We start from the raw sequence: 20,394 nt of genomic DNA, 5'->3' as shown, positions 1-20,394 counted from the left end.
TGCGCTGCGCATGTGCGGCATCGAATTCGGCACCAACGGCAATACCGGAGGGGCTTTTTTTGTTCGCTCTGGTGACCGACTTGGACAATGGCCGGGAACCGATTGTTTCTCCGTCCGCACAGCCCTTTAGATCAAGTACCGTGACCGAAACGCCATATGACCTCGCACTCGGAATCCATGCCGACGCACTCAACTCGGGTATCAAAAACCTGCACAGTCAGCACCGTGCGGTGTTCCAGGGCAGCTACCCCGAGACCATCGGAGGTGTCGAGTACACCTTCGCCTGGGACTTCCTCGAACCGCCCGGGCTCACCCTGCGGAAGCCGGACGCCGATCTCTGGAACAAGATGATCAAGGCGCAGGGCGTCACGGACCTGCCCGACTCGGGAGTCCTACAGATCCACGTCCCGCAGTTACAGGTGAACGGCACGATCGCCGGCGACGCCCTTCCCCAGGGCGTCAGCGAGGTCAAAGTCGCGGTCCAGGCCAAGGTCGACGGCGGCGGCATCACCGTCGTCCCGCTCGGCGTGTGGCTGTCCGAGATCCCGGACGCGTACACGAGGATCATGGTCGAGAAGGTGATCGTGCCGAACGTCCTCGACCAGGCGAAACACCTGGTGAACGGGGTGAAGTTGCCCATCCAGGACCTCTTCGGCCAGCAGGTCGCCCTCACCCCCGTCCTCCTGGACGTCACCGGGACCCACCTGGTCCTCACGGCGACCGCGAGCCCGAGCCGGTCCACGGCCCTCACCGCCACCGCCGGTCCGGCCGCGGACTGGCCGTCGGACAAGCAGGTCTTCCTCCTCGTCGGCCGGGGCCTCCTGGCCCGGCTGCTGCAAGGCGCCCTCGACCAGTGGCGGGACACGAAGCTGGCAGACGACGACAGGACCCTGACCGGCGTCGCCTCGGTCTGGTGGAAAGCCACCTTCCGCAAGGCCGACAACGTGAAGGTCGACGAGAGCGACCCGACCACGGTCTCGGCCGACTTCGACATCCCCTGGTCCGTGGGGCTGGACCTGTTCCCCATCGCCCCAGGCAAGGGTTGCGGGCTGTTCAAGGCGTCCCAGGAGTCGTAGGCCCGCACCGTCGTCCCGCACCCGTCCCCTGCAACCCAGGAGGTCCGCCCCGTGGATCCGCTGCTCGACTTCGAGGTCGTCCTCGACCCGACCGAACCCAACGTCACCCTGAAGGCCACCGGCCTGACGGACACGGCCCTCTCCGCGACCCTGGAGAAGATCGTCCTCAACTCACTCTGGCTGTACCCCAAGTCCGATGCCGCCAAGATGGCCGCCGCGCCCGCCAATCTGCTGGCCGCCGCGGCCCCGACCGTCCTGAAGGGCGCGCTGGAGGGCAAGAAGAGCGTCGACGTCCCCCTCGGCAAACCGCTGGGCACCGACATCACCGTCCAGGGCCAGACCGTTTCCGTGAAGCTGACGTCGCCGGAACTGGGCTCCCACGACGGGATGCTCATGGTCAGCGGCACGTTCGTCGTCTCCTGAACGGTCCCCGCACCGCCCTCTCATGTCCGATCGACCACCGCAGGAGACCCGTTGAGCACGCCACAGCCCCCGCAGTCCGGCGACGCCCGGCCCGGCCGCGAGGCCGAAACGCTCCACCTCGCCGACACACCCGGCTACCCTCTCGCCCGCAGCGTGGAGATGCCCGGCACCCTCGACTACCCCACCGGATCGCTGAGCTTCCGCCTCGGCGCACTCCGGTTACGCGCCGAGGGACAGCCGGAGGCCCTCTCCGAGGAGGCCCGCGGCGACGCCCGCCGTATCACCCACCGCATCCCGGCACTCGTCCTCACCGGACGCTACGCCCTCGATACCCGGCCCGACGAAATCCGGGAGATCGACACCGCCGGGAACCTCCGCCCGCTCTCGGAGGAGGCACGTCAGCCCACGCTCCCCGCCGGAGCCCGCCCCGCGACCCCCGGCCACCCGGACGAAGAGACCGTCCGCAGGTGGACCGGCCGCGCCGACGCCCACCGCACCAAGCTGATGAAGACCGAGAACGGCCGCAAGGTCCTCATCCAGTACGGCACCCACAACGAGAGCTACTACGACATCTTCAACGGCAGCTCCTCGGTGTCCTCCGCCCTCCGCAAGAAGTGGGCCGAGAAGGGCGTCACCCAGCGCATGTCGCAGCACACCTACGACGCCACGGATCCGGAAACGGCCGACGGCGCCCGCCCGTCCACCGACGACCATCAGCAGCAGGTCAACAACTGGCAGGACCCGCACGAGGGCGTCACGTACAACGGGCACGCCTGGCAGCAGCGGACCACGGTGCAAACCGCGCTCACCACCGAAGCCGCCCGGATCAAGCGGAAGGATCCCGCGAAGGCCGAGCGTCTGGCGGCTGCGGCGACGGCCGCCGAGAGCTTCTCCAAGTCCGTCCAGCAGACCGGCAACGACGGCTCGCAGACCACCCCGATGACCCAGGACAACGTCTACACGACCATCGACCAGCACTCGGGGGAACCGGCGGCGGTCTCCCATGGGGAAATGGCCCGCTACAACGGACTCGCCATGTTCACCGACGGGGAGGTCCAGGCACCCGGGGCGGAACAGCAGGACCAGCCGGAGGAGCAGGAGGACTGGATCGCCCTGTCCGACGAGGACCGCGCCATCGTCCACGAAATCGGCGCCGCCGCCTACCACGAGGAGGCGCGGCAAGGGCCGCGGGCCACCGACACCCTGCACACCGGCGACTGCGCGGCGCGGCTGGAGGACGTCCGCATCACCACCCGCCTCACGCCGGACGGCACACCGGAGGACGTCACGGTCGAGCTGCCGGACCTCGCTCTGAGCATCGACGACGAGCAGTGGCAGGGCAGCGCCGCCGACGTGGCCCGCGAACGCCTCGCCGCCATGCGGTTCGTGCACACGCTGCTGCAGGACGCCATCGCCGAGACCGTCCGCCACGCCGCCCTCACCGGCATCGCCGGCTACGCCCTCCCGCAGGACGGGCGGTCCTGACCCGTGCTCATCCTCGACACCAACGCCCCCGCCGAGAACGTCCTCGGCGGGGTGTGGAAGAACCTTCTCGCCGACGACGAGCCGCGCTTCGAGGCGTTCCTGGAGCAGGCGCTGGCCCCGCAGCAGGAGTACCTCACCGACGGCGAGCGGGCCCTGTACCGGCACGGTAAGCGGCTGCGCCCGGCCGTCCTGCTGCTGGCCGCCCGCATGGTGCACGGCCCCGCGCCGCTTCCCGACAAGGTGCTCCAGGGCGCCGTCTCTCTGGAGATGCTGCACGTGGCGACGCTGATCCACGACGACATCGTGGACGGCGCCGCCCTGCGCCGCGGCCTGCCCTCGGTCAACGCCGCGCGGGGCACCGAGGCCGCGGTGCTCGTCGGCGACCTGCAGTTCGTCCAGGCCATCCGCGGCTTCGTGGGGACGATCGACCGGGACAGCGACATGGGCCTGGTCGAGCTCGTCCTCGACACCGCGTTCCAGATCGGCTGCGGGGAGCTCGACGAGCTGCGCACGGACCTCTCGCAGGACCCGGAACTGCTGGCCAGGACCTACTGGCGCACCGCCGACCGCAAGACCGCCGCCCTGTTCGGGCTCGCGGCCGAGGCCGGGGTGACGCTGGCTGACGGGAGCAGCGGCGACGCCCGCCGGGCCGGGTTCTACGGCCGCCGGCTCGGGCGCGCCCTGCAGGTCATGGACGACCTGTTCGACCTCGCCCAGGACGAGTCCGGCTCCGGCAAGCCACGCGGCATGGATCTGCTGCGCCGTCGCGCCTCGCTGCCTCTGATCTACGCCATGCAGGAGCGGGGTCCCGACCACACGGTCAGCCGCATCATGCGCGGCGAGGCCACCGATCCCGCCGCCCTGGAGCGCACGCTCGCCGAGGTCCGCGGCGGCGCCGGCTTCTCGCGCGCGTACACCGACGCCCGCGGCCAGGCGCTGGAGGCCGTCGAGCTGCTGCGCCCGTTCCCGGCCGGACGGTACCGCTACGCCCTGGAGGACCTGGCCCTGCACGTCGTGGACCGCGGGGTCTGAGCAGCACGGCGGCCCGTCCCGGTCCAGTACACCGAGCCCCTGAAGGAGAGGTCCATGGCCACCGAGCTGGTCGGCTTCATCTACGCCACCATGTACAAGCGCATCAACAACCCGGAGAGCCCTTACTGGTTGCCCACCGTCCTCAAGGACGTCCGCACGGCCGACGGCCACACGCTGAATCCCCTGGCCGTCGACCGATGGGACATCGGGCAGCTCGACGGCACCGAGGGGAAGACGATCGGCGACACCATCGGTTCCGCGTGGTGGATCTTCGTGGGCGCCGCCTTCGACGACGCGAAGGACCGCGGCGTACCCGAGCTCCCGGACAACCTCGACGCCTTCACCAGCCAGCGCGACGCCGACCGCCCCTACCCCTCGCTGTCCCTGACCACCCTCACCGTGGACGGGCTGCCGAACGCCTCGGTCGGGGAGCTCCAGCACCTCACCCCCACCGACAGCGGCTACCGGGGCACGGTCCGGGTCACCACCGCGGCGTACGGCACACACGGGTGGAAGAAGCAGATCGCCATCCAGGGCACGTACAGCCTGGTGCAGCACGTCGTGGTGGTCGACGACCCCGGGAACGGGGGCGGGGGCGGGGGCGGGGGCGCAGGAGACCTGAAGCCGCCCACGAAGGTCGTGGTCAAGGGCCTGGAGGGAGTGGAGTGGCCGCACCAGGAGATCGAGGGCCACGGCCAGTTCACCGTGACGGCCGAGAACCTCGCCTTCGACGTCGTCCTCGGTGCCGAGACCACCGGCACCGGCGCGGACCGCACCCCGCGGCTGACCGTCGAGTCGATCACCGTCGCGGCGCAGCCGACGTTCCACCTCGACGAGAAGTCCCTGACCATCGAGGGGAGCACGATCGACGAGAACACCCTCAGAACCTGGAAGCAGGCCGCGGCCGACGCCTTCAACAGCCCCGACGCCGGCCAGGCCCTCACCACGAAGCTTGTCGACACCCTGGCCCAGCCCTCCTTCCACGACCAGTTCTCCACCACGGTCACCGCCCAGCTGGCCAAGGCGCTCGACGGGGTGCTCGGGGCGGTGCCGGCAGGCACCCTCCCGTCGGACGACAGCGGCTTCCCGAGGAAGTACGGACCGCTGGAGATCTACCTCTTCGACCGGCTGCGGGCCTCCGTGAACGACACCGGTTCCGGCTTCTACCCCCCGTCCGTCGTCCTCGGGGCGACCGGCCCGCCGCTCGAACCGTACGGCGTCGGGGACATCGAACTCGGCTCGTACAAGATCGGCGTCGCGACAGCCGACCTCAGCTTCAAGGGCGGCACGATCAAGGGCATTTCCAACGTCCTCATCCCCGTCAAGGACGCCGCCCTCACCGACGGGGGCATCGGGGCGACCCTGAGGTTCGGCCGGCTCCCCGGCGACGCGAAGGTTCCCGCGCCCCCGCTCACCCTCACCGGCACGGTCGTCGTCTCCTTCCCCGACACCCGCGGCAGCGCCGCGGGCGACGACGACACGATCCAGGGTGACCTCACCGTCACCATCGACCAGCCCTCGGCGAGCGCCGGCCTGTCCGTCACCGGCCGCGACGCCGACGAGCTCACCATCGGCCTGGACTCGCTCACCCTCGCCCTCGCCACGAAGGACCTGCAGGTCACGATCCACCTCAAGGAGCCCAGCCCCTTCGAGAAGGTCATCCAGCAGGTGCTGAACAAGGACGAGATCAAGCAGAAGATCATCAACGGTGTGCAGGAAGCGGCGGATGCGCACCGTGCCGACCTCGCCAAGGAACTGACCGACAACGCCCGCGCGGTCATCCACACCAAGCTCGAGGGCTGAACTCATCCATGACGCTCGAAGAACTCCGGGCCCTGATCACCCGGCACACTCAGGACAGCACCCTCACGCTCCCCGCCGCCGACCTCGGAACCGGGCCCGCCGTCGCACTCATCGGCACCTGGCTCGACGGCACGCTCACCGTCACCGACCCGCAGCGCGAGGACCGCGAGGACCGCGTGATCGTGCACGGCACGCTCACCGTCACCGGCCTCGGCCTCACCGACCAGCCGGTCCACGGGATCGCCTTCGGCCTAGACCCCGTCGACCACGAACCCACCCTCTACGTCCCGCTCGTCCTGCCCACGGACTGGACCTTCGCCACCTCCTTCCCCGCCACCGGCGACACCGACCTGGCCACCCTCGCCTACCCCACACCACCCGCGCTGCTGCTGAGCTCGGTGGCCCGCCCCGCCCGCGACGGGTACCCGGCACTGGACCCCGGCCTCACCTTCCACGCCCCCGAAGTCACCGACCCCGGGCAACTCGGCGCCCTCGCCGCGCTGCTCCGGCCCCGGCCCGGAACCCTGTCGCTGACCGGACCGGTTGTACGGCGTCCCGTCAAGGGCCCGGACAGCGAGGTCCGCACCGACATCGCCCTGAGCTCGACGCCCCAGCCGAACGGGGAGTTCTCCGCCTCCTTCTCCCTGTGGGCCGGATCGCGCGAAGACGGGGCGAACGGCTCCCCGGTGACGTACGGTCTGCGGCTGGCCGCGGACCTGGTTCTGGGGCAGGCGGCCGGGACGACGATCAGCACCCCGCTGCCCTCCGGCGCCGGTGCGCTCATCCTCAGCGCCGACCGGCTACCCGGGCAGCTCGCCCCGGGCGACCTCGCCGCGTGGAAGGGCACCGGCCCCGCGGCCCACCAGCTCGTCGACCAGGAGGGCTTCGCGCTCGGCGACTCGGTCCGCCTCACCGGGATCACCGCCACCATCGACCCCGCAGCGTTCGGCAAGGGCGGGCTACCGGCAGCGCTGACCCAGGTCACCGCGACCGTCGAGACCATGCCCGGCACCACCTGGCCGATCGTGGGCGACGACCTCGCCCTGACCGGCGTCGGCGCCACCCTGACCGTGACGGAACCGCTCCAGAAGTCCCGCGCGGCGAAGGTCACCGGTCACGGCGAGTTCACCGTCGCCGGGGACGTCAGTCTCCACGCAACGGCGGAGATCCCGCCCGGCACGTTCCGCCTCACCCTCGACGAGAGCACTCCCGCCGAACTGCGCGACGTACTCCGCCACTTTCTGCCGCACGCCGACCTCACCGGCGCCCCCGAGCTGAAGCTGAAGAAGTTCTCCGGCACCGCTACGCCCAAGAAGGGAGCGTACGAGGTCGACGCGTCCGTCACCTCCGAGTGGCACATCGATGTCGGCGCCGCCCGTATCGGCCTCACCGAAGCCGGACTGAAGCTGGCACGCACCGGCAACGAGGGCACCGGCGGTGACGTCGTGCAGCAGCCGGAAGGCGCAGCCGGTGCCGGGAACGGCGCCTCGCGGACCACTGGCACGCTGTCGGCCAAGGCCGAGCTCGGACCCGCCGAGGGCGGCGACGGCAACGGCTCCGTCATGAAGTTCGCCGCCGAATGGACGCTCCCCGGTGCCTTCGAGCTCGATGGGGCCTTCCCCGACGTCGACCTGACCGCACTCCTGAAGTCCCTCGCCTGCCAGGCCGATGTGCCCCTGCCCGACGGCCTGCCGCAGGTCCGCCTCCTCCACCCGGCCGTGACCGTACGCCTGGGGAGCGCGCTGTCGGGGCAGCCGGCCGCGGGGAAGAGCTACGAACTGGCGGTCAGCACCACGGCGACGTTCGACGGGGCGCAGCTGACGTTCTTCGGCAAGGCCGCCAAGAAGGCGGAGGGAGGCACCCTCTTCGCCGCCGCGTTATGGCAGCAGGACTGGATGTGGTCGCCGGGCAAGGTCTCGGACTGGGCACCGGTGCTCGGCTTCCTCGACGGCATCACCTTCGCCAAGTCCGGGCTTGCCGTCAGCTCGGCCGACGGGGTCACCGTCGATGCCGGGGCCAACCCGCCGGACACCCTCCCCGCCACGCTGGACAAGGGCCTCACGTTCTTCACCGAACTGGGGCTGACCGGTCCGCTGGCGCCCTTGAACGAGCTCTTCAAGGACGCCGGCGGCATCCATCTGACGGCCCGTCTCACCACGCCGGTCCAGAATTCCGAGTTCACCGCGTCCATCGCCGAGCAGAAGACCAGGGACGGCTTCGGCGGCGTCACCCTCGCGTTCCGCCCGGCGAAGCGGGAAGTGTCCCTCCAGACCTCCTGGATCTTCACCGTCCCGGCCGTCGGGTCCGCCCCCGCGACCAACCTCCAGTTCGTCGCGGGAGGCGCTCTCAAGGGCACCGAGTTCCACCTCTTCCTGGTGCTCAAGCCCGCCGCCGGCGCCGAGGCGGAAGAGACCGCCGGACGGCCCGCGCCGCACCAGCTGGCCTACGCCCTCCGGGCCCCCAGACACACCCTGCTCACCGCCGACCCGGTACCCGGCGCCGACGGCCGCCTCCTCCACGACGCCACGCCCCACCAGGCGAGCGAGACCACCGTCAACCTGGTGCGCGACGCCGCGAGCCGCCTCGCCGGGCTCTCCGGCCCGCCCCCGTCCGACGACCGCCCCACGTGGAGGAACGCCTTCGGCGTCGAGGGCTTCGACGTCCACTACTTCTACCTGCAGATCGGTTACGGGCCGGAAACGGGCCTCACCCTGGGCGCGGGCGGTTCGGTGGTCATCGGCGAGGCCACTCTGGACCTCGACATCGAGGGTGGGTTCAACCCGGAGCCCTTCGTCACCGTCTTCCGCTTCGACCTGGGGACCGTCCACAAGGACAAGGGCATCTCGATCTGGGACATGCTCACCGTGCTTGCCAACCCGCCGGACTGGCTCGTCTTCCTGAAGCAGATCGTGCTCCACAAGCTGGCGATCTGCGTGGTCACCGCGCCCGTCGGCTGGACCAACCCGGTGACCCACGAGGAATGGAAGCAGGGCTTCTACGCCAAGGGCGACATCGACTTCTTCGGCAACAACTGGCGCTTCGAGGTCAACGTCAGCGACGACGGCCTCTACGCGTACAGCAACATCGCCCAACCGCTGAAGCTGGCCGACGTCTTCACCCTCTCTGACGCGAGCGGAACCAAAGGTCCCCAATACCTCCTCGACACCCGGGGCATCCGGAACGGGCAGCTCCCAGCGAAGATCTTCTACCTCTCCGGCCGGCTCGACCTCCTCGGGCTCTCACGGGTCGCGGTCGAGGCCGAGCTCGGCAACGCGGGCTTCGCCTTCACCGTGGCCGCGGATCTGCTGGACATCCTCCACAGCGACCTGAGCTGCACGCTCAACAGCACCGGGCTGCGGGCATCGGCCCACGTCAAGCTGGACTTCGACGTCGACATTCCGCGAGGCGTGGTGCTCGGTGGCCTCCCGATTCCGGCCGGAAAGCTGGTCGGTATCCATGCCGGGGGAGGCTTCGACCTCACCATCGACGGTAACGGGGTCAACCTGCACCTGACGGCGAGTTGCGACGCCTACCTGCTCGACGTGCACCTGGTCCAGTTCCACTTTGACCAGCAGTTCACGATCGGCAAATGGGGCGACATCGTCTCCTGGCTCCAGAACCACCCGGAGGAGCTCTTCGAATCCCTGGGCGAGGGGATCTGGGACGCGCTCAAGGACTGTGCCACGACGACGGCCGCACAGCTCACCTGACACACCCCGCGGTGCGCGCCGCCTCCCGCCCGCCCGGTACGAGCGCCGTGCCGGGCGGATTCCCGCCGTCAGGAGACTGAACGGCCTACCAACGGCTTGCAGGGGGAACGGTGAGGATCTGCTGTGCGTGTCCGACGGTTCCGGTCAGGTCGTGCAGGAAGGGGGCGGAGCCCAAGCCCTCGCACAACGAACCCCGCCGGAGCCACTTCAGCCGACGGGGGTTCCTCACCTCTCACCTGCTATCACAGGCGCCTCACCAACAACGTCGACGCACCTGGACCACAAGGATCTGACCTGCGAAAACACTCCTGATCTAGACCACCTGGACGGCACAAGACACTATTTACAACCTGTGCCATGTGGTACCCGGCGCGGCGCCGAGGACGAGTACGGGGGCGTCGTCGGGACCGTCGATCCGGTGTTGCAGGGTCTTCTCACTCACCCGGCCACTACCGGGCCTCTGACGCCGTCCTGACGCCCGGGGGGGGCAGGAAGAGCCGCCGGAGTGTGCCCGCCGGCCACGCCCGAAGCGGGGTTTGCGCAGGTCGTAACGCCTGCGGAGCAGGCGGTGGGTTCAGCCTGCCAGCTGTCGGAGCCATTCGCGCAGCAGAGCCGTCTCCGTGTCTCGCAGAGGTACCCCTGCGCCCGCAGCCGGGAGCCCGGTGGTGAGCGCGGTTTGAAGTGCGGCATCGAGGGCGAGTGCGCGCGAGGCCAGGTCCGACCCGGATGAGGCGGGCGAGTCCGTGGTGATGGAGGCGATGACGGCGTCCCGCAGCCGTGCCGAAGTGGCCAGGTCCCGCTTCGAGGACTCTTCGCCGATCAGCGCCAGCGTGGCACCCGTCGTCGCCGCGTGGATGACGCGGGTCGCCTGCTCCACCGGAACCCGAAGGCGCCCGGCGTCGGCCGCCCGGCCCAGCAGTCTCACCAGCAGGGCGTGCGCCTCGTCCGCGGCCGGGGGCCGCCGCCCGGGCTGCACGGTGCCGTACATGAGCATGTAGAACGCGGGGTGCCGCAGTCCGAAGTCGACGTGCAGGTCCCAGCCGCGGTAGAGATCGGCCACCGGGTCGTCGGGGGTCAGCGCCAGTGCCTCCCGTTTCTCGGCCAGGTACATCTCGAACCCGTAGGCGGCCAGCTCGGCCAGGAGTCCGTCCTTGTCGTCGAACATCCGGTAGAGCGCGGGGGCTGTGACGCCCGCGGCTGCGGCGACAGCGCGCGTGGAGACCGCCTCGCTGCCGCCCTCCTCCAAAAGCTTGGCGGCCACCTGTAGCACCTGGCGCCGCGCGGCGCGTCGTCCCTCGTTCACGGAACAACGATATCTCATTTTGCGTATCGGCGCCTTATCGATGCTACGGTTCAAAGCGGAACGGCGATCCACACCGATGGTGGCCGGCTCCGGCCCGCGGCACCCGGGCATGCGCCACACCCCGGCCGGGGCCGCCGGTTCCCCACGCGTGGAGCAGTGCGGCCGACAGCCGCGGTGGCAGCTCAGCGTCCGTCGGGCACCACCACCGAACACGCCGCCATCGCGGCAGGAGAGGAACAACCATGCCCGATATCTCGATCGTCATCGCGTCGCATTCCGGCTACGGCCATACCGCGCAGATCGCCATGGCCGTGGCCGACGGCGCACGCTCGATCGCCGGAACGCACGTCCACCGCGCGGACGTCGCCTCCCTCGGCGACGCCGACTGGGAACTGATGGATGCCGCGGACGCCATCATCTTCGGCACCCCCACCTACATGGGCACCGCGTCGGGGGCGTTCCACGCCTTCGCCGAGGCCAGCAGCAAGCGGTGGATGACCCGCGCCTGGAGCGACAAGCTCGCGGCGGGATTCACCAACTCCGGCTCCATGAGCGGCGACAAGCTGCACACCCTGCAGTACCTCTCGCTCCTGGCGGCCCAGCACGGAATGCTCTGGGTGAGCCTGAACCTCCTGCCGGGCTGGAACACCACCACCTCCAGCCCCCAGGACGACAACCGCCTCGGCTTCTACCTCGGCGCCGGCGCACAAAGCTTCAACGACACCCCCGCGGTCCACGACGCAGACCTGAACACCGCCCGCCACCTCGGCCGGCGCGTCGCCGAGCACACCCACATCCACCGGGCCGGGCTGGCCGCCGCACCGCACTGACACAACGGTCCGACCAATCACCTTTCAGCTTCTTCCAGAGGAGTGCACCATGCAGAACCGAACACTGGGGAGGCAGGGCCTTGAGGTCTCGGCGATCGGCTACGGCGCGATGGGCCTGACGATGGCCTACGTACCCACCGACGAGGAGGCCGGCGTCGCCGCCCTCCGCCGCGCCCACGACCTGGGCGTCACCTTCTTCGACACCGCCGAGATGTACGGCTGGGGCACCGGATCCAACACACCTTCATCACCGTCACCTCCGGCATCGCCTTCCTGCCTTTCCCGCCCATGCCCACTGCCGCCTCGAAGGCCGCGGTGCACGCCTACTCCGAGGCACTGCGCGCGCAACTCGACGGCACCGGCGTCAGCGTCGCCGAACTCGTCCCGCCTGCCGTCGCCACAGCAGACCAGGAAAAGGTGAACCCGCACGCGCTGCCGCTCGACGACTTCACCACCGAGGTCATGCAACTGCTCTCAGAGGACCCCACCCCCGCGAAATCCTGGTGAAGGGGGTCCTCATGCACCGCTGGGCCGAGCGCGACGGCACCTACGACGACCTCGTCGCACAGCGTTCCCGGCCCTGGCCATGCTCCCCAGCCGCGAAGGCTGCCCCCTTCCCCCCATCAGGGGGCGCATGGATCATCGTCCCCCGGCGCCAACGAGCAGCCACGCGCGTCCTGGACACGAAAGCCACCCTCAACCAGCCTGCCGTCGCACGGCTCGCCGTCATGTCCGGGATCTCCACCGAGCGGCTACGGAGGGCGCTGCCCGCAATCTCCTGGTCGACACATGAGGCCTCAGCGCTGCCCACCGACGTTCCCACGTTCTGGATGCGCCAAGCCCGCTCGCGCAACGCGGTCATCTGCCACCAGTGCGCCCTCCGCCGCGGCATCAGCACCCAGGTCCGAGCGCACTTGGCCCTGCCTGACCTCGTGTGTCACCGCCACCACATCGGGCAGGCACCCGAACGGCAGGACACCTCGGCGGTCCCCGAGATCGCGCGAGCGCAGCGCAAGCTGCGCACGTTCCGCAAAGCCCATGGCAGCCACACCATGGCCTGCTGCATCCGCGACGCCCGATGGATCACCGCGCCGCACCGGCTATCGGGAGTGGAAGTTCAAGACACACCTACGGTCCTGCCTCGGCCTGGCCCCCCGGCGACAACCCACAGGCGACCCCATCAACAAGTTCCTCCCAGCAGTCCAGGCGGACCGGACCCGCTGACGGAGCCCCAAAACCGTCATGATCACTGGGACGGCGGCACCGAGAACCTCTCAATGATCACGGCGAACGGCGATCCGGACACGCCGTCAGCCTGAGGTCCAAAAGCAGCTTCTGTCCTCGCCTGTCGGTCTTCGTGGATCAGGCCCGCGGCTCCCCCACATGCCCGGGAGGCCTGGGGAGCATGTGGGCGACTTCGTCAACGCGGCGAGGCGCGGTGGCCGGGAAGAGGCCCCTCACGACCCGCGACGAGCCCGGAGCCGACGGACAGCGGCGGCCGTCCCCCGGCCCGGACGACGACGGTCACGGCGTGCCGTCCATCGCACGCCTTGAACTGGGGTGTGGCAACGACCACTCAGCTCCACGTTGCGGGCCACATCGCGTGGCAGTTCGTCGTCTCGTACGGCGTGCCCGGGTTGGGCTGTGCATTGGTCTGTCCGGGTGATATCCGGGTCAGGACGGTGGTGTTCCATTGACCATTTCGGGTTAATGGTGGGGACCGTTTTCCGGTGGGTTGCCCATCTCTCCGGGGAGAGATGGGCAACCCCTGTGGTGCGCGGGTGCGTGGTACATGTCGGCGTGCCCTCTTTCTGTCCCGGTGTGCAAGCGGTGGTCCGGTTCGCGTATACCGGCGCCGTGCGACGCGGGCCCCGGTGGGAGTTCTTGGGCGGCCCTCTCAGCTGAGAGAGGTTTGTCATGGAACCGATTACGGGTTGGTGGGGAGCTCCGGCGGTAGCCGGCGGGGTTCGGCCGGTTGTACCGGCCGGTGGATCCGAGGTGGCCGCGATCCGGGGGCTTGCGGTCGCGCCCTTCAGTGCGGCGTTCTCCACGGTGACGATCCCGGCGGGCACGAGCCCACTGGCGGTGGCGGTGGCGCCGAACGGCAACGTCTACGTCGGCAACGCCAATTCCAACAACGTGACGGTGATCAGCAGCACCACGAACACCGTCCTGGCCACCGTCCCCGCCGGCTCAAGCCCGGCCATGATTGCGGTGGCACCGAACGGCAATGTCTACGTCACCAACCAGGGCTCGAGCAGCGTGACGGTGATCAGCAGCGCCACCAACACCGTCCTGGCCACCGTCCCCGTCGGCGGGGGCCCGTTCGCGCTGGCGGTGGCGCCGAACGGCAACGTCTACGTCGCCAACAGCGCTGCCAACAACGTGACGGTGATCGACAGCACCACGAACACGGTCCTGGCCACCGTCCCCGTCGGAGCGGTCCCGGACGCGGTGGCGGTGGCGGCGAACGGCAACGTCTACGTCGCGAACCGGAACGCGAACACCGTGACGGTGATCAGCAGCGCCACGAACACCGTCCTGACCACCCTCCCCACCGGTGGGTTCCCGGGCGCGGCGGCGGTGGCGGCGAACGGCAACGTCTATATCGCCAACCAGACCTCGAACAACGTGACGGTGATCGACAGCACCACGAACACCGTCCTGGCCACCGTCCCCGCCGGCACGGTCCCGGGAGTGATTGCGGTGGCGCCGAACGGCAACGTCTACGTCACCAACACCATTTCGAACAACGTGACGGTGATCAGCAGCACCACGAACACGGTCCTGGCCACCGTCCCGACCGGCGGGGGCCCGTTCGGGGTCGCGGTGGCGCCGAACGGCAACGTCTACGTCGGCAACAGCAATTCCAACAACGTGACGGTGATCAGCAGCACCACGAACACGGTCCTGGCCACCGTCCCCGTCGGCGCGTTCCCGTTCTCGGTGGCGGCGGCGCAGAACAGCAACGTCTACGTCACCAACGCCAATTCCGCCAACGTGACGGAGATTTCGCCGTTGACGGTGACGACCTCGCCGGCGTCGCCGGTGTGCGGGCAACCGGTGACGTTCAACATTTCCGGGGGGACTCCGAACGGGACAGCGGTGGTGGACTTCGGGGACGCCAGCCCCACGGTCACCGTCCCCCTGGACGCCACCGGGAGCGGGCAGACCACCCACGCCTACACCGCCGGTACGTTCACCGCGACCGTGAACGGCAACCCCACCTCCGTCACCGCGAGCCCCAACCCCACGACGACGGCGCTGTCGGTGACGCCGAACCCCTCCACCTGCGGGCAGAGCGTGACCGTGTGCGCCACCATCACCCCGGCACCAGCCACCACCTCCGTGCCGACCGGCACGGTCACCTTCACCCTCCCCAACGGCCAGAACCAGATGGTTGCCGTCAACGCCTCGGGGCAGGCCTGCTTCACCACCACCGCCCTGACCTCCGGCACCCTCACCGCCAACTACAACGGTGACAGCTGCTTCACCGGCTCCACCGCCAGCACCCCCGTCACCGTGAACCCCACCCCCACAACGCTGACCGCGCAGCCAGGCACGATCCGGCTCCGGCTGACCCCGCTGCCCGAGTTCTACATCCCCACCCTCAGCGCCACCCTGACGACCACCTCGGGGATGCCGGTGGCCGGTCAGCCGGTGACCTTCACCGCCACCACGCTCTTCGGACCGGTCAACCTCGGCACCGCCGTCACCGACGCCAACGGCACCGCCACCATCCACAACGCCATCGTCCCCGTCTTCGCCATAGCCACCCCCTTCTACACCGCCACCTTCCCCGGCACTGCCTGCTACACCGCCGCCACCACCCACAACATCCTGCTGTTCATCCCCCTCCCCGGCTGACCTCGTCGGCTCCGAAACGCCAGGTCACCACGGCGGCGCCGCGCCGCGCCCTGTCGTAACTCCCGTCGTCCGCCCGCGGGACAGGCCAGGCGTCGCCCGGCAGGCGCGAGGCCGGCAACAGGGCTCCAGGACTCCGGGCTGAGGACCCAGGGCTGAGGGGATCACCCGGACGGCGCCTACCGGATTGCGTCGGGCGCCGACGCGCGGCAGGGCGCGGGCGCTCTTATGCTGGATGTTCAGGACCTTGCGGCCCGTGTCCCAGGGCGCTGCCGTGACCTGCGGCTTCTGTGCAGTCGCGTCGTAGGCGGACACATGTTCATCCCGCGCTCGTGCTCGCCCGGGTGTGCACACACGCTCGTGCTCGGAGTTGCGGAACGTGGCCTCGCATGGTGGGGAGTCACTCCATGACGCATTCCCGTTTGTGTCGGGCTGCTGCGACGGCTGCCGCGGCAGGGATGTTCGCACTGCCGATCGCGGGCGTGGCCGGGTGCGGTGGCCCCGCCGTGCCGGCGAAACCGTCGCCGTCCGTTTCCACATCGGCGTCCCCGGACGAGGTCCGTGACATCACCCCTGGCGTGACGCAGCAACTCGACACCGTCATCCAGCGGATCATGCGGGAGGCGAACATCCCGGGTGTGACCGTGGGACTGTGGACGCCCGACGGCAACTATGTGCGGTCCTTCGGGCTCGCCGACCAGAGCAACGGCCAGGCCATGTCGCCGGATCTGCACATGCGGATCGGAAGCGTGACAAAGACGTTCACCGTGACGGCGCTGCTGCAGTTGGTCGACCGGCACAAGGTGAACCTGGACGATCCGATCGGGAAGTACGTCGAAGGCGTACCCAACGGAAGCAAGATCACCCTGCGCGAGCTGGCCGGGATGCGCAGCGGCCTGTTCAACTACTCCAAGGACGAGGCCTTCTACGAGGCGCTGACGACCGACCCACTCCAGCCGTTCGCCCCGAAGGAGTTGCTCGGCTACGCCTTCCAGCACCAGGTGCTGTTCCCGCCGGGAAAGAAGTTCGAGTACTCCAACACCAACCTCATCCTGCTCGGCCTCGTCATCGAGAAGGTCACCGGTCAGCACCTGCACGACTACATCAAGAAGGACGTCCTTGAACCGACCGGTCTGGACCACACTCTCCTGCCGGTCGACGCCACCTTCCCGACCCCGCACGCGCAGGGATACACAACCCAGACCGCGAACGGCGACGTCCAGGACGCGGCCGACTGGAACCCTTCATGGGCCTGGGCGGCCGGCGCGATGATCTCCAATCTGCAGGACCTGCGCGTATGGGCGCGTGCGGTGGCCACGGGCAAACTGCCCGGCGGCGGCGACCTGATCAGTCCCGACCTGCAGAAGCAGCGGCTCACCACACCCCCGACCCCCATCCCGGGCATCGGATACGGTCTCGGCGTCTTCAGCGTCCAGGGGTGGATCGGGCACAACGGTTCGCTGCCGGGCTACGAGTCCCTGGTGGTCTATCTCCCGTCGGCACGGGCGACCCTCGTCGTCCTGTTGAACACCGACATCGACCATGACAACCAGGAGCCCACCACGCTTTTCGGCGAGGAGATCACGAAGATCGTCACGCCGGGCCACGTCTTCAACCTGCCCGCGGAGCCCGCGGCCAGGTAGGCAAGGCTGCCGGGCCGGTGCGGACGGGAGGGAGAAATCCAGCGCTCCGCCGCCGACCGGTTCTCACCAGGCAGTGCGCGCCGCCCCGTTCTCGCGGCGCGCGTTCCGTGACGAGTGAGGGGAGCCAGGCCGTGCGGGAGCGCACCGCTGTCGCCGTTCCCCGGTCACGGTACGAGGTGAATCCACGCGACCCGTCGGACGCGTACCAGAGCAGCCGCAGGACCGGCCGGGTGTCCGGCATACCCAGCAGTTCGCGCACCTGGGCAGGCTTCCAGGCCGGTTCTTCGGCCAGTTCTCGGATCGTCAGCCCTGTGTCGGACGCTGCCAGTTCGAATGCTTGCTGGTCTGCCGGGAGGAGGCGCGGAAGCAACTCCGGCCGTGGACGATGGGTGCCGGCCCCGTACTGTCCCAGGGCCGCAGCGGAGACGCCGATGCCGCCGGCACCCTACCGCTTCGTGCGGCCCGCCAGCCGGCGGGCCTGGGTCAGGCGGGGGGGCGTGGAAGCCGTCCCAGATGACACGCCTCACGACGGCGCGTGCCTCTCGTGCAGATCACCGTCGCACGAGAGACTTGACCCGTTGGCTTCGTTGATCTCCAGGAACAGCTTTTATCGACGGGCGAACTCAGGGGAGCTGAACGCTCAACGCGTAGAGACGGGTCGTCTGTTCGCTGTTGGTGTTGTCGTCCGACACGAGGTAAAGCGGACGTCGGCCCTTGTGCGAGCCAGTGGTCCACGGCGCACCGAGGGCCATTCCCTCGACGTTCTCCAGCAGCGGACTGACGATCCGTCCCGAGTGGGTGGGAACGACACCGGGGTCACCGGCAGGGCACTGCCCGAGGTCGAAGAGCAGGCTGTGCTCGACGAACACATCGGCCGGCTGGTCGTAGAGCGCCTTGCGCGCGTCCACGGGCTGGGCGCCTTTGAGGGGGACGTCATAGACCCGGATCGAGTTGCCGACGCCGTCCACGTACTGCCGTTCCAGGGCGAGCAGCCGGTCGTCGGCGGACGCGACCAGTTCAGCGAGGTACATGCCCTCCTTGGCCTGGTACGCGTACTGCTGGTCGAGGCGGTAGGCGCCGCCCGGGGTGCCGACGTAGCGCTGGATGCGGAGCATGTTGCGGCCGCGGGAGTCACCGTCCTTGGCCAACGCGCCCTCCATCGCGGCGTAGAGATACCTCCCGTCCGGGGAGACGGTCAGCGACTCGATCATTCGCCCGGCCTGTCCCTGGCCCTGCGGGCTGGCCCGGAACTCGGGCGGAATGGGCAGGTCGGGGCCCACCTGTGTGCCCGTGGCCATCTTGAAGCGGCGGATGGCGGGCCCGGACTCCGAGGCGACCAGGATCGTCTTTCCGCCGCGCTCGACGACCAGGCCCTCGCCGTCGAACCACTCGGAGGGTTTGGTGCCGCTCTGGGTGCGCAGCGTCTTGGCGGTCAAGGCCTCAGGGTGGAGCTTCTCCGGTGAACCGAGGCGCAGCGGGAAAATCCGCCCTGTCTGATTGTCCGTCAGTGCCAGGGCCTGGCCGGGACCGGTGAGCGCGAGCGCGGAGAGGCCGCCGATGGTCTCGCCCGACGCCTGCTGCTTGTCGAGCGCGTCGGAGTAGCTCAGCAGGGTGGCCCGCGGCGAGCAGGCGCCGCCCGGCAGACGGGGATGGAGTTCCCGCGCCCACTGCCACACGGCCGGTGCGGCGAGTCCTGCCACCAGGCCGAGGACCAGGGCGCCTGTCGCCAGCGCGCGGCGCGGGATGCGCACGCGCGGCGCAACAGGCGGGTCCGTGACTCTCGGGGGCGGCACCATCGCCAGATTGCGGATGAACGGCAGGAGGCCAACCCCGCCCTCGTCCCGGTCCTGGGGCTCCTGCGGCTGCGGCAACCTGCGCTCGGCCATCCGGTCCCGGACCGCCTCAAAGATCGCGTGCAGCCCCAGCAGCTCGGGCCCGTCGGGCACGCCCTCGCGTAGTACTCCCACGAATTCACCGGTGAATGCTGTACACCGGCGGGGGTCAGGAGCGTGGGACTTGCGGTCCGCTGACGTGGACGTCATCACATAGGCGCCGCGCACGCCCTTCAGCGTCTTCCCCGATGCCCGCACGCCACGGTCCGCGACGGACATGCCGCCCTTGAGGACCCGGCCGCTGTAGCAGCAGTCCAGCAGGAGGACCCGACGCTCGGCGGAGCCGTGATCGCGCATGGCGCGGCGGATGTAGGAGTCGCTGACGGCCGTCTCGGGCTGGTCCTCGACTGAGTCGGGGAGGGTGAGGTAGAGCTCCTCCTCCGCGCGGTCCAGCAGGCCGTGCCCCGCGTAGTAGACGATGAGCGTGTCGGCGGCCACCCGGGCAGCCGCGCGGATCGGGCCGACAAGAGCGGCCGCGGACTCCGGGTTCCGGACCGTTGTGATCCGCTCCGCGGGGATCCCCAGGATTGCTTCGTCGGTCAGCGCGGCAGCCAGTTCGGTCAGGTTGTGCCGCACGCTGCGCAGCGGTTCGAGTTCGGAGTAATGGTCGACGCCGATGAGGACACAGGCCGAGCGCGCGGCGTCGATGCCAAGTGCGTCCTCGGTGCCCGTGCCTTCCGTCGTCGCGTCGACGGTCACCTCCCCGCCTCCTGCTCCGTGTCTGGACCCGTCTCCGGCTCTTGACCGTTCCCGGCGATCGGCCGCACCGAGACGTCCGGGAAGGCCTCCCGGACCGCTTCCAGTTCCCCGGGCATGGCGCCCACGACCTGGATGGTGACCTGGGACCGAGGCCTGCGCCCGTCCCGCCAAGCAGCGTAGGAGAACGGCAGCTGCGCCAGCGTCGCGAGCGTGGACACCAGCGCGAGCACGGCCTCCAGGTCGCCGCCCATCTCGTCCGGCCTGGCCGGTCCGCGCACCGGCTCGATCGGGATCCGGCCGCGCAGCGAACGGTCGTCGCACAGCCAGGTGTAGAGCGACCGCAGCTCCTGCCGGCTGTCCGGACCGATCAGCTCGAACCTGATGTCCATCGCACTCCCCCGGGCTCACACGTCAGCTTGCTCTCAGTGTGCCCCCTGTCACTGACAGAACTTCCCTGTTTTCACGGGATGTTCCTCGTCCGGACACTTTCCGGCTCCCTGGAGCGGGACCAGTTGGGGGGCCACGTCGTGGCGACACTCCGGCCCCGTGACGGACGAAAACACGTTGGCCGGCCGCCGACGAGCTGCCACGATTCTCCTGATTTCCAAGCGGAGGACATTTGTTCGTGTTCGTG

The 20,394-nt window shown here is 69.5% G+C and carries 12 protein-coding genes and 3 pseudogenes; 11 read left to right on the top strand and 4 right to left on the bottom strand.

The window, feature by feature from the left end:
- Positions 1–140: 140 nt before the first annotated feature.
- Genes ACGFR7_RS20830 through ACGFR7_RS20805 form a run of 6 tightly spaced genes read left to right on the top strand, consistent with a single transcriptional unit; the run spans position 141 to position 9,529 of the window.
- Positions 141–1,076, top strand: a complete 936-nt coding sequence (locus tag ACGFR7_RS20830; RefSeq protein ID WP_393321141.1) for a hypothetical protein — start codon at positions 141–143, stop codon at positions 1,074–1,076.
- A gap of 51 nt (positions 1,077–1,127) precedes the next feature.
- Positions 1,128–1,499 (top strand): hypothetical protein, encoded by a 372-nt coding sequence (locus ACGFR7_RS20825; protein WP_393321138.1) that lies wholly within the window; start codon positions 1,128–1,130, stop codon positions 1,497–1,499.
- 51 nt (positions 1,500–1,550) lie between these two features.
- Positions 1,551–2,984, top strand: coding sequence for a hypothetical protein (locus ACGFR7_RS20820; protein WP_393321135.1), 1,434 nt, complete (start codon positions 1,551–1,553; stop codon positions 2,982–2,984).
- Positions 2,985–2,987: 3 nt separating this feature from the next.
- Positions 2,988–4,016 (top strand): polyprenyl synthetase family protein, encoded by a 1,029-nt coding sequence (locus ACGFR7_RS20815; RefSeq protein WP_393321132.1) that lies wholly within the window; start codon positions 2,988–2,990, stop codon positions 4,014–4,016.
- Positions 4,017–4,070: 54 nt separating this feature from the next.
- Positions 4,071–5,819, top strand: a complete 1,749-nt coding sequence (locus ACGFR7_RS20810; protein WP_393321129.1) for a hypothetical protein — start codon at positions 4,071–4,073, stop codon at positions 5,817–5,819.
- A gap of 8 nt (positions 5,820–5,827) precedes the next feature.
- A complete protein-coding gene (locus ACGFR7_RS20805) occupies positions 5,828–9,529 on the top strand; it encodes a hypothetical protein (RefSeq protein ID WP_393321127.1) in 3,702 nt (1,233 codons plus the stop codon).
- 352 nt (positions 9,530–9,881) lie between these two features.
- On the opposite strand, the pseudogene ACGFR7_RS20800 reads toward ACGFR7_RS20805, so the two are convergent.
- Positions 9,882–9,971, bottom strand: a pseudogene (locus tag ACGFR7_RS20800) (3-oxoadipate enol-lactone hydrolase); the annotation flags it as partial.
- 132 nt (positions 9,972–10,103) lie between these two features.
- On the bottom strand, positions 10,104–10,832 hold the full coding sequence (locus tag ACGFR7_RS20795) for a TetR/AcrR family transcriptional regulator (RefSeq protein WP_393321125.1): 729 nt from the start codon (positions 10,830–10,832) through the stop codon (positions 10,104–10,106).
- A gap of 242 nt (positions 10,833–11,074) precedes the next feature.
- Here ACGFR7_RS20795 and ACGFR7_RS20790 point away from each other — a divergent pair, with 242 nt between their 5' ends.
- The 5 genes and pseudogenes from ACGFR7_RS20790 to ACGFR7_RS20770 all read left to right on the top strand — a co-directional run bounded on the left by ACGFR7_RS20790 (position 11,075) and on the right by ACGFR7_RS20770 (position 17,169).
- On the top strand, positions 11,075–11,662 hold the full coding sequence (locus ACGFR7_RS20790; protein ID WP_393321122.1) for a flavodoxin family protein: 588 nt from the start codon (positions 11,075–11,077) through the stop codon (positions 11,660–11,662).
- Between the two features lie 49 nt (positions 11,663–11,711).
- Positions 11,712–11,900, top strand: a pseudogene (locus ACGFR7_RS20785) (aldo/keto reductase); the annotation flags it as partial.
- Positions 11,901–11,902: 2 nt separating this feature from the next.
- Positions 11,903–12,269, top strand: a pseudogene (locus ACGFR7_RS20780) (SDR family NAD(P)-dependent oxidoreductase); the annotation flags it as partial.
- 1,391 nt (positions 12,270–13,660) lie between these two features.
- Positions 13,661–15,529, top strand: a complete 1,869-nt coding sequence (locus tag ACGFR7_RS20775; protein WP_393321119.1) for an Ig-like domain repeat protein — start codon at positions 13,661–13,663, stop codon at positions 15,527–15,529.
- Positions 15,530–15,933: 404 nt separating this feature from the next.
- Complete coding sequence (locus tag ACGFR7_RS20770; RefSeq protein ID WP_393321116.1) at positions 15,934–17,169, top strand: serine hydrolase domain-containing protein; 1,236 nt, start codon at positions 15,934–15,936, stop codon at positions 17,167–17,169.
- 623 nt (positions 17,170–17,792) lie between these two features.
- On the opposite strand, the gene ACGFR7_RS20765 is transcribed toward ACGFR7_RS20770, so the two are convergent.
- Positions 17,793–19,760 carry an esterase-like activity of phytase family protein gene (locus tag ACGFR7_RS20765; protein ID WP_393321113.1) on the bottom strand — a complete coding sequence of 656 codons (1,968 nt, stop codon included), beginning with the start codon at positions 19,758–19,760 and terminating at the stop codon, positions 17,793–17,795.
- A complete protein-coding gene (locus ACGFR7_RS20760; protein WP_393321110.1) occupies positions 19,757–20,149 on the bottom strand; it encodes a hypothetical protein in 393 nt (130 codons plus the stop codon). The genes ACGFR7_RS20765 and ACGFR7_RS20760 overlap by 4 nt, the downstream gene beginning before the upstream one ends.
- Between the last annotated feature and the right edge of the window lie 245 nt (positions 20,150–20,394).

The organism is Streptomyces sp. NPDC048516 (genome assembly GCF_043199875.1).
Taxonomy (GTDB): Bacteria; Actinomycetota; Actinomycetes; order Streptomycetales; family Streptomycetaceae; genus Streptomyces.
This window is presented reverse-complemented; position numbering and strand designations above follow the sequence as displayed.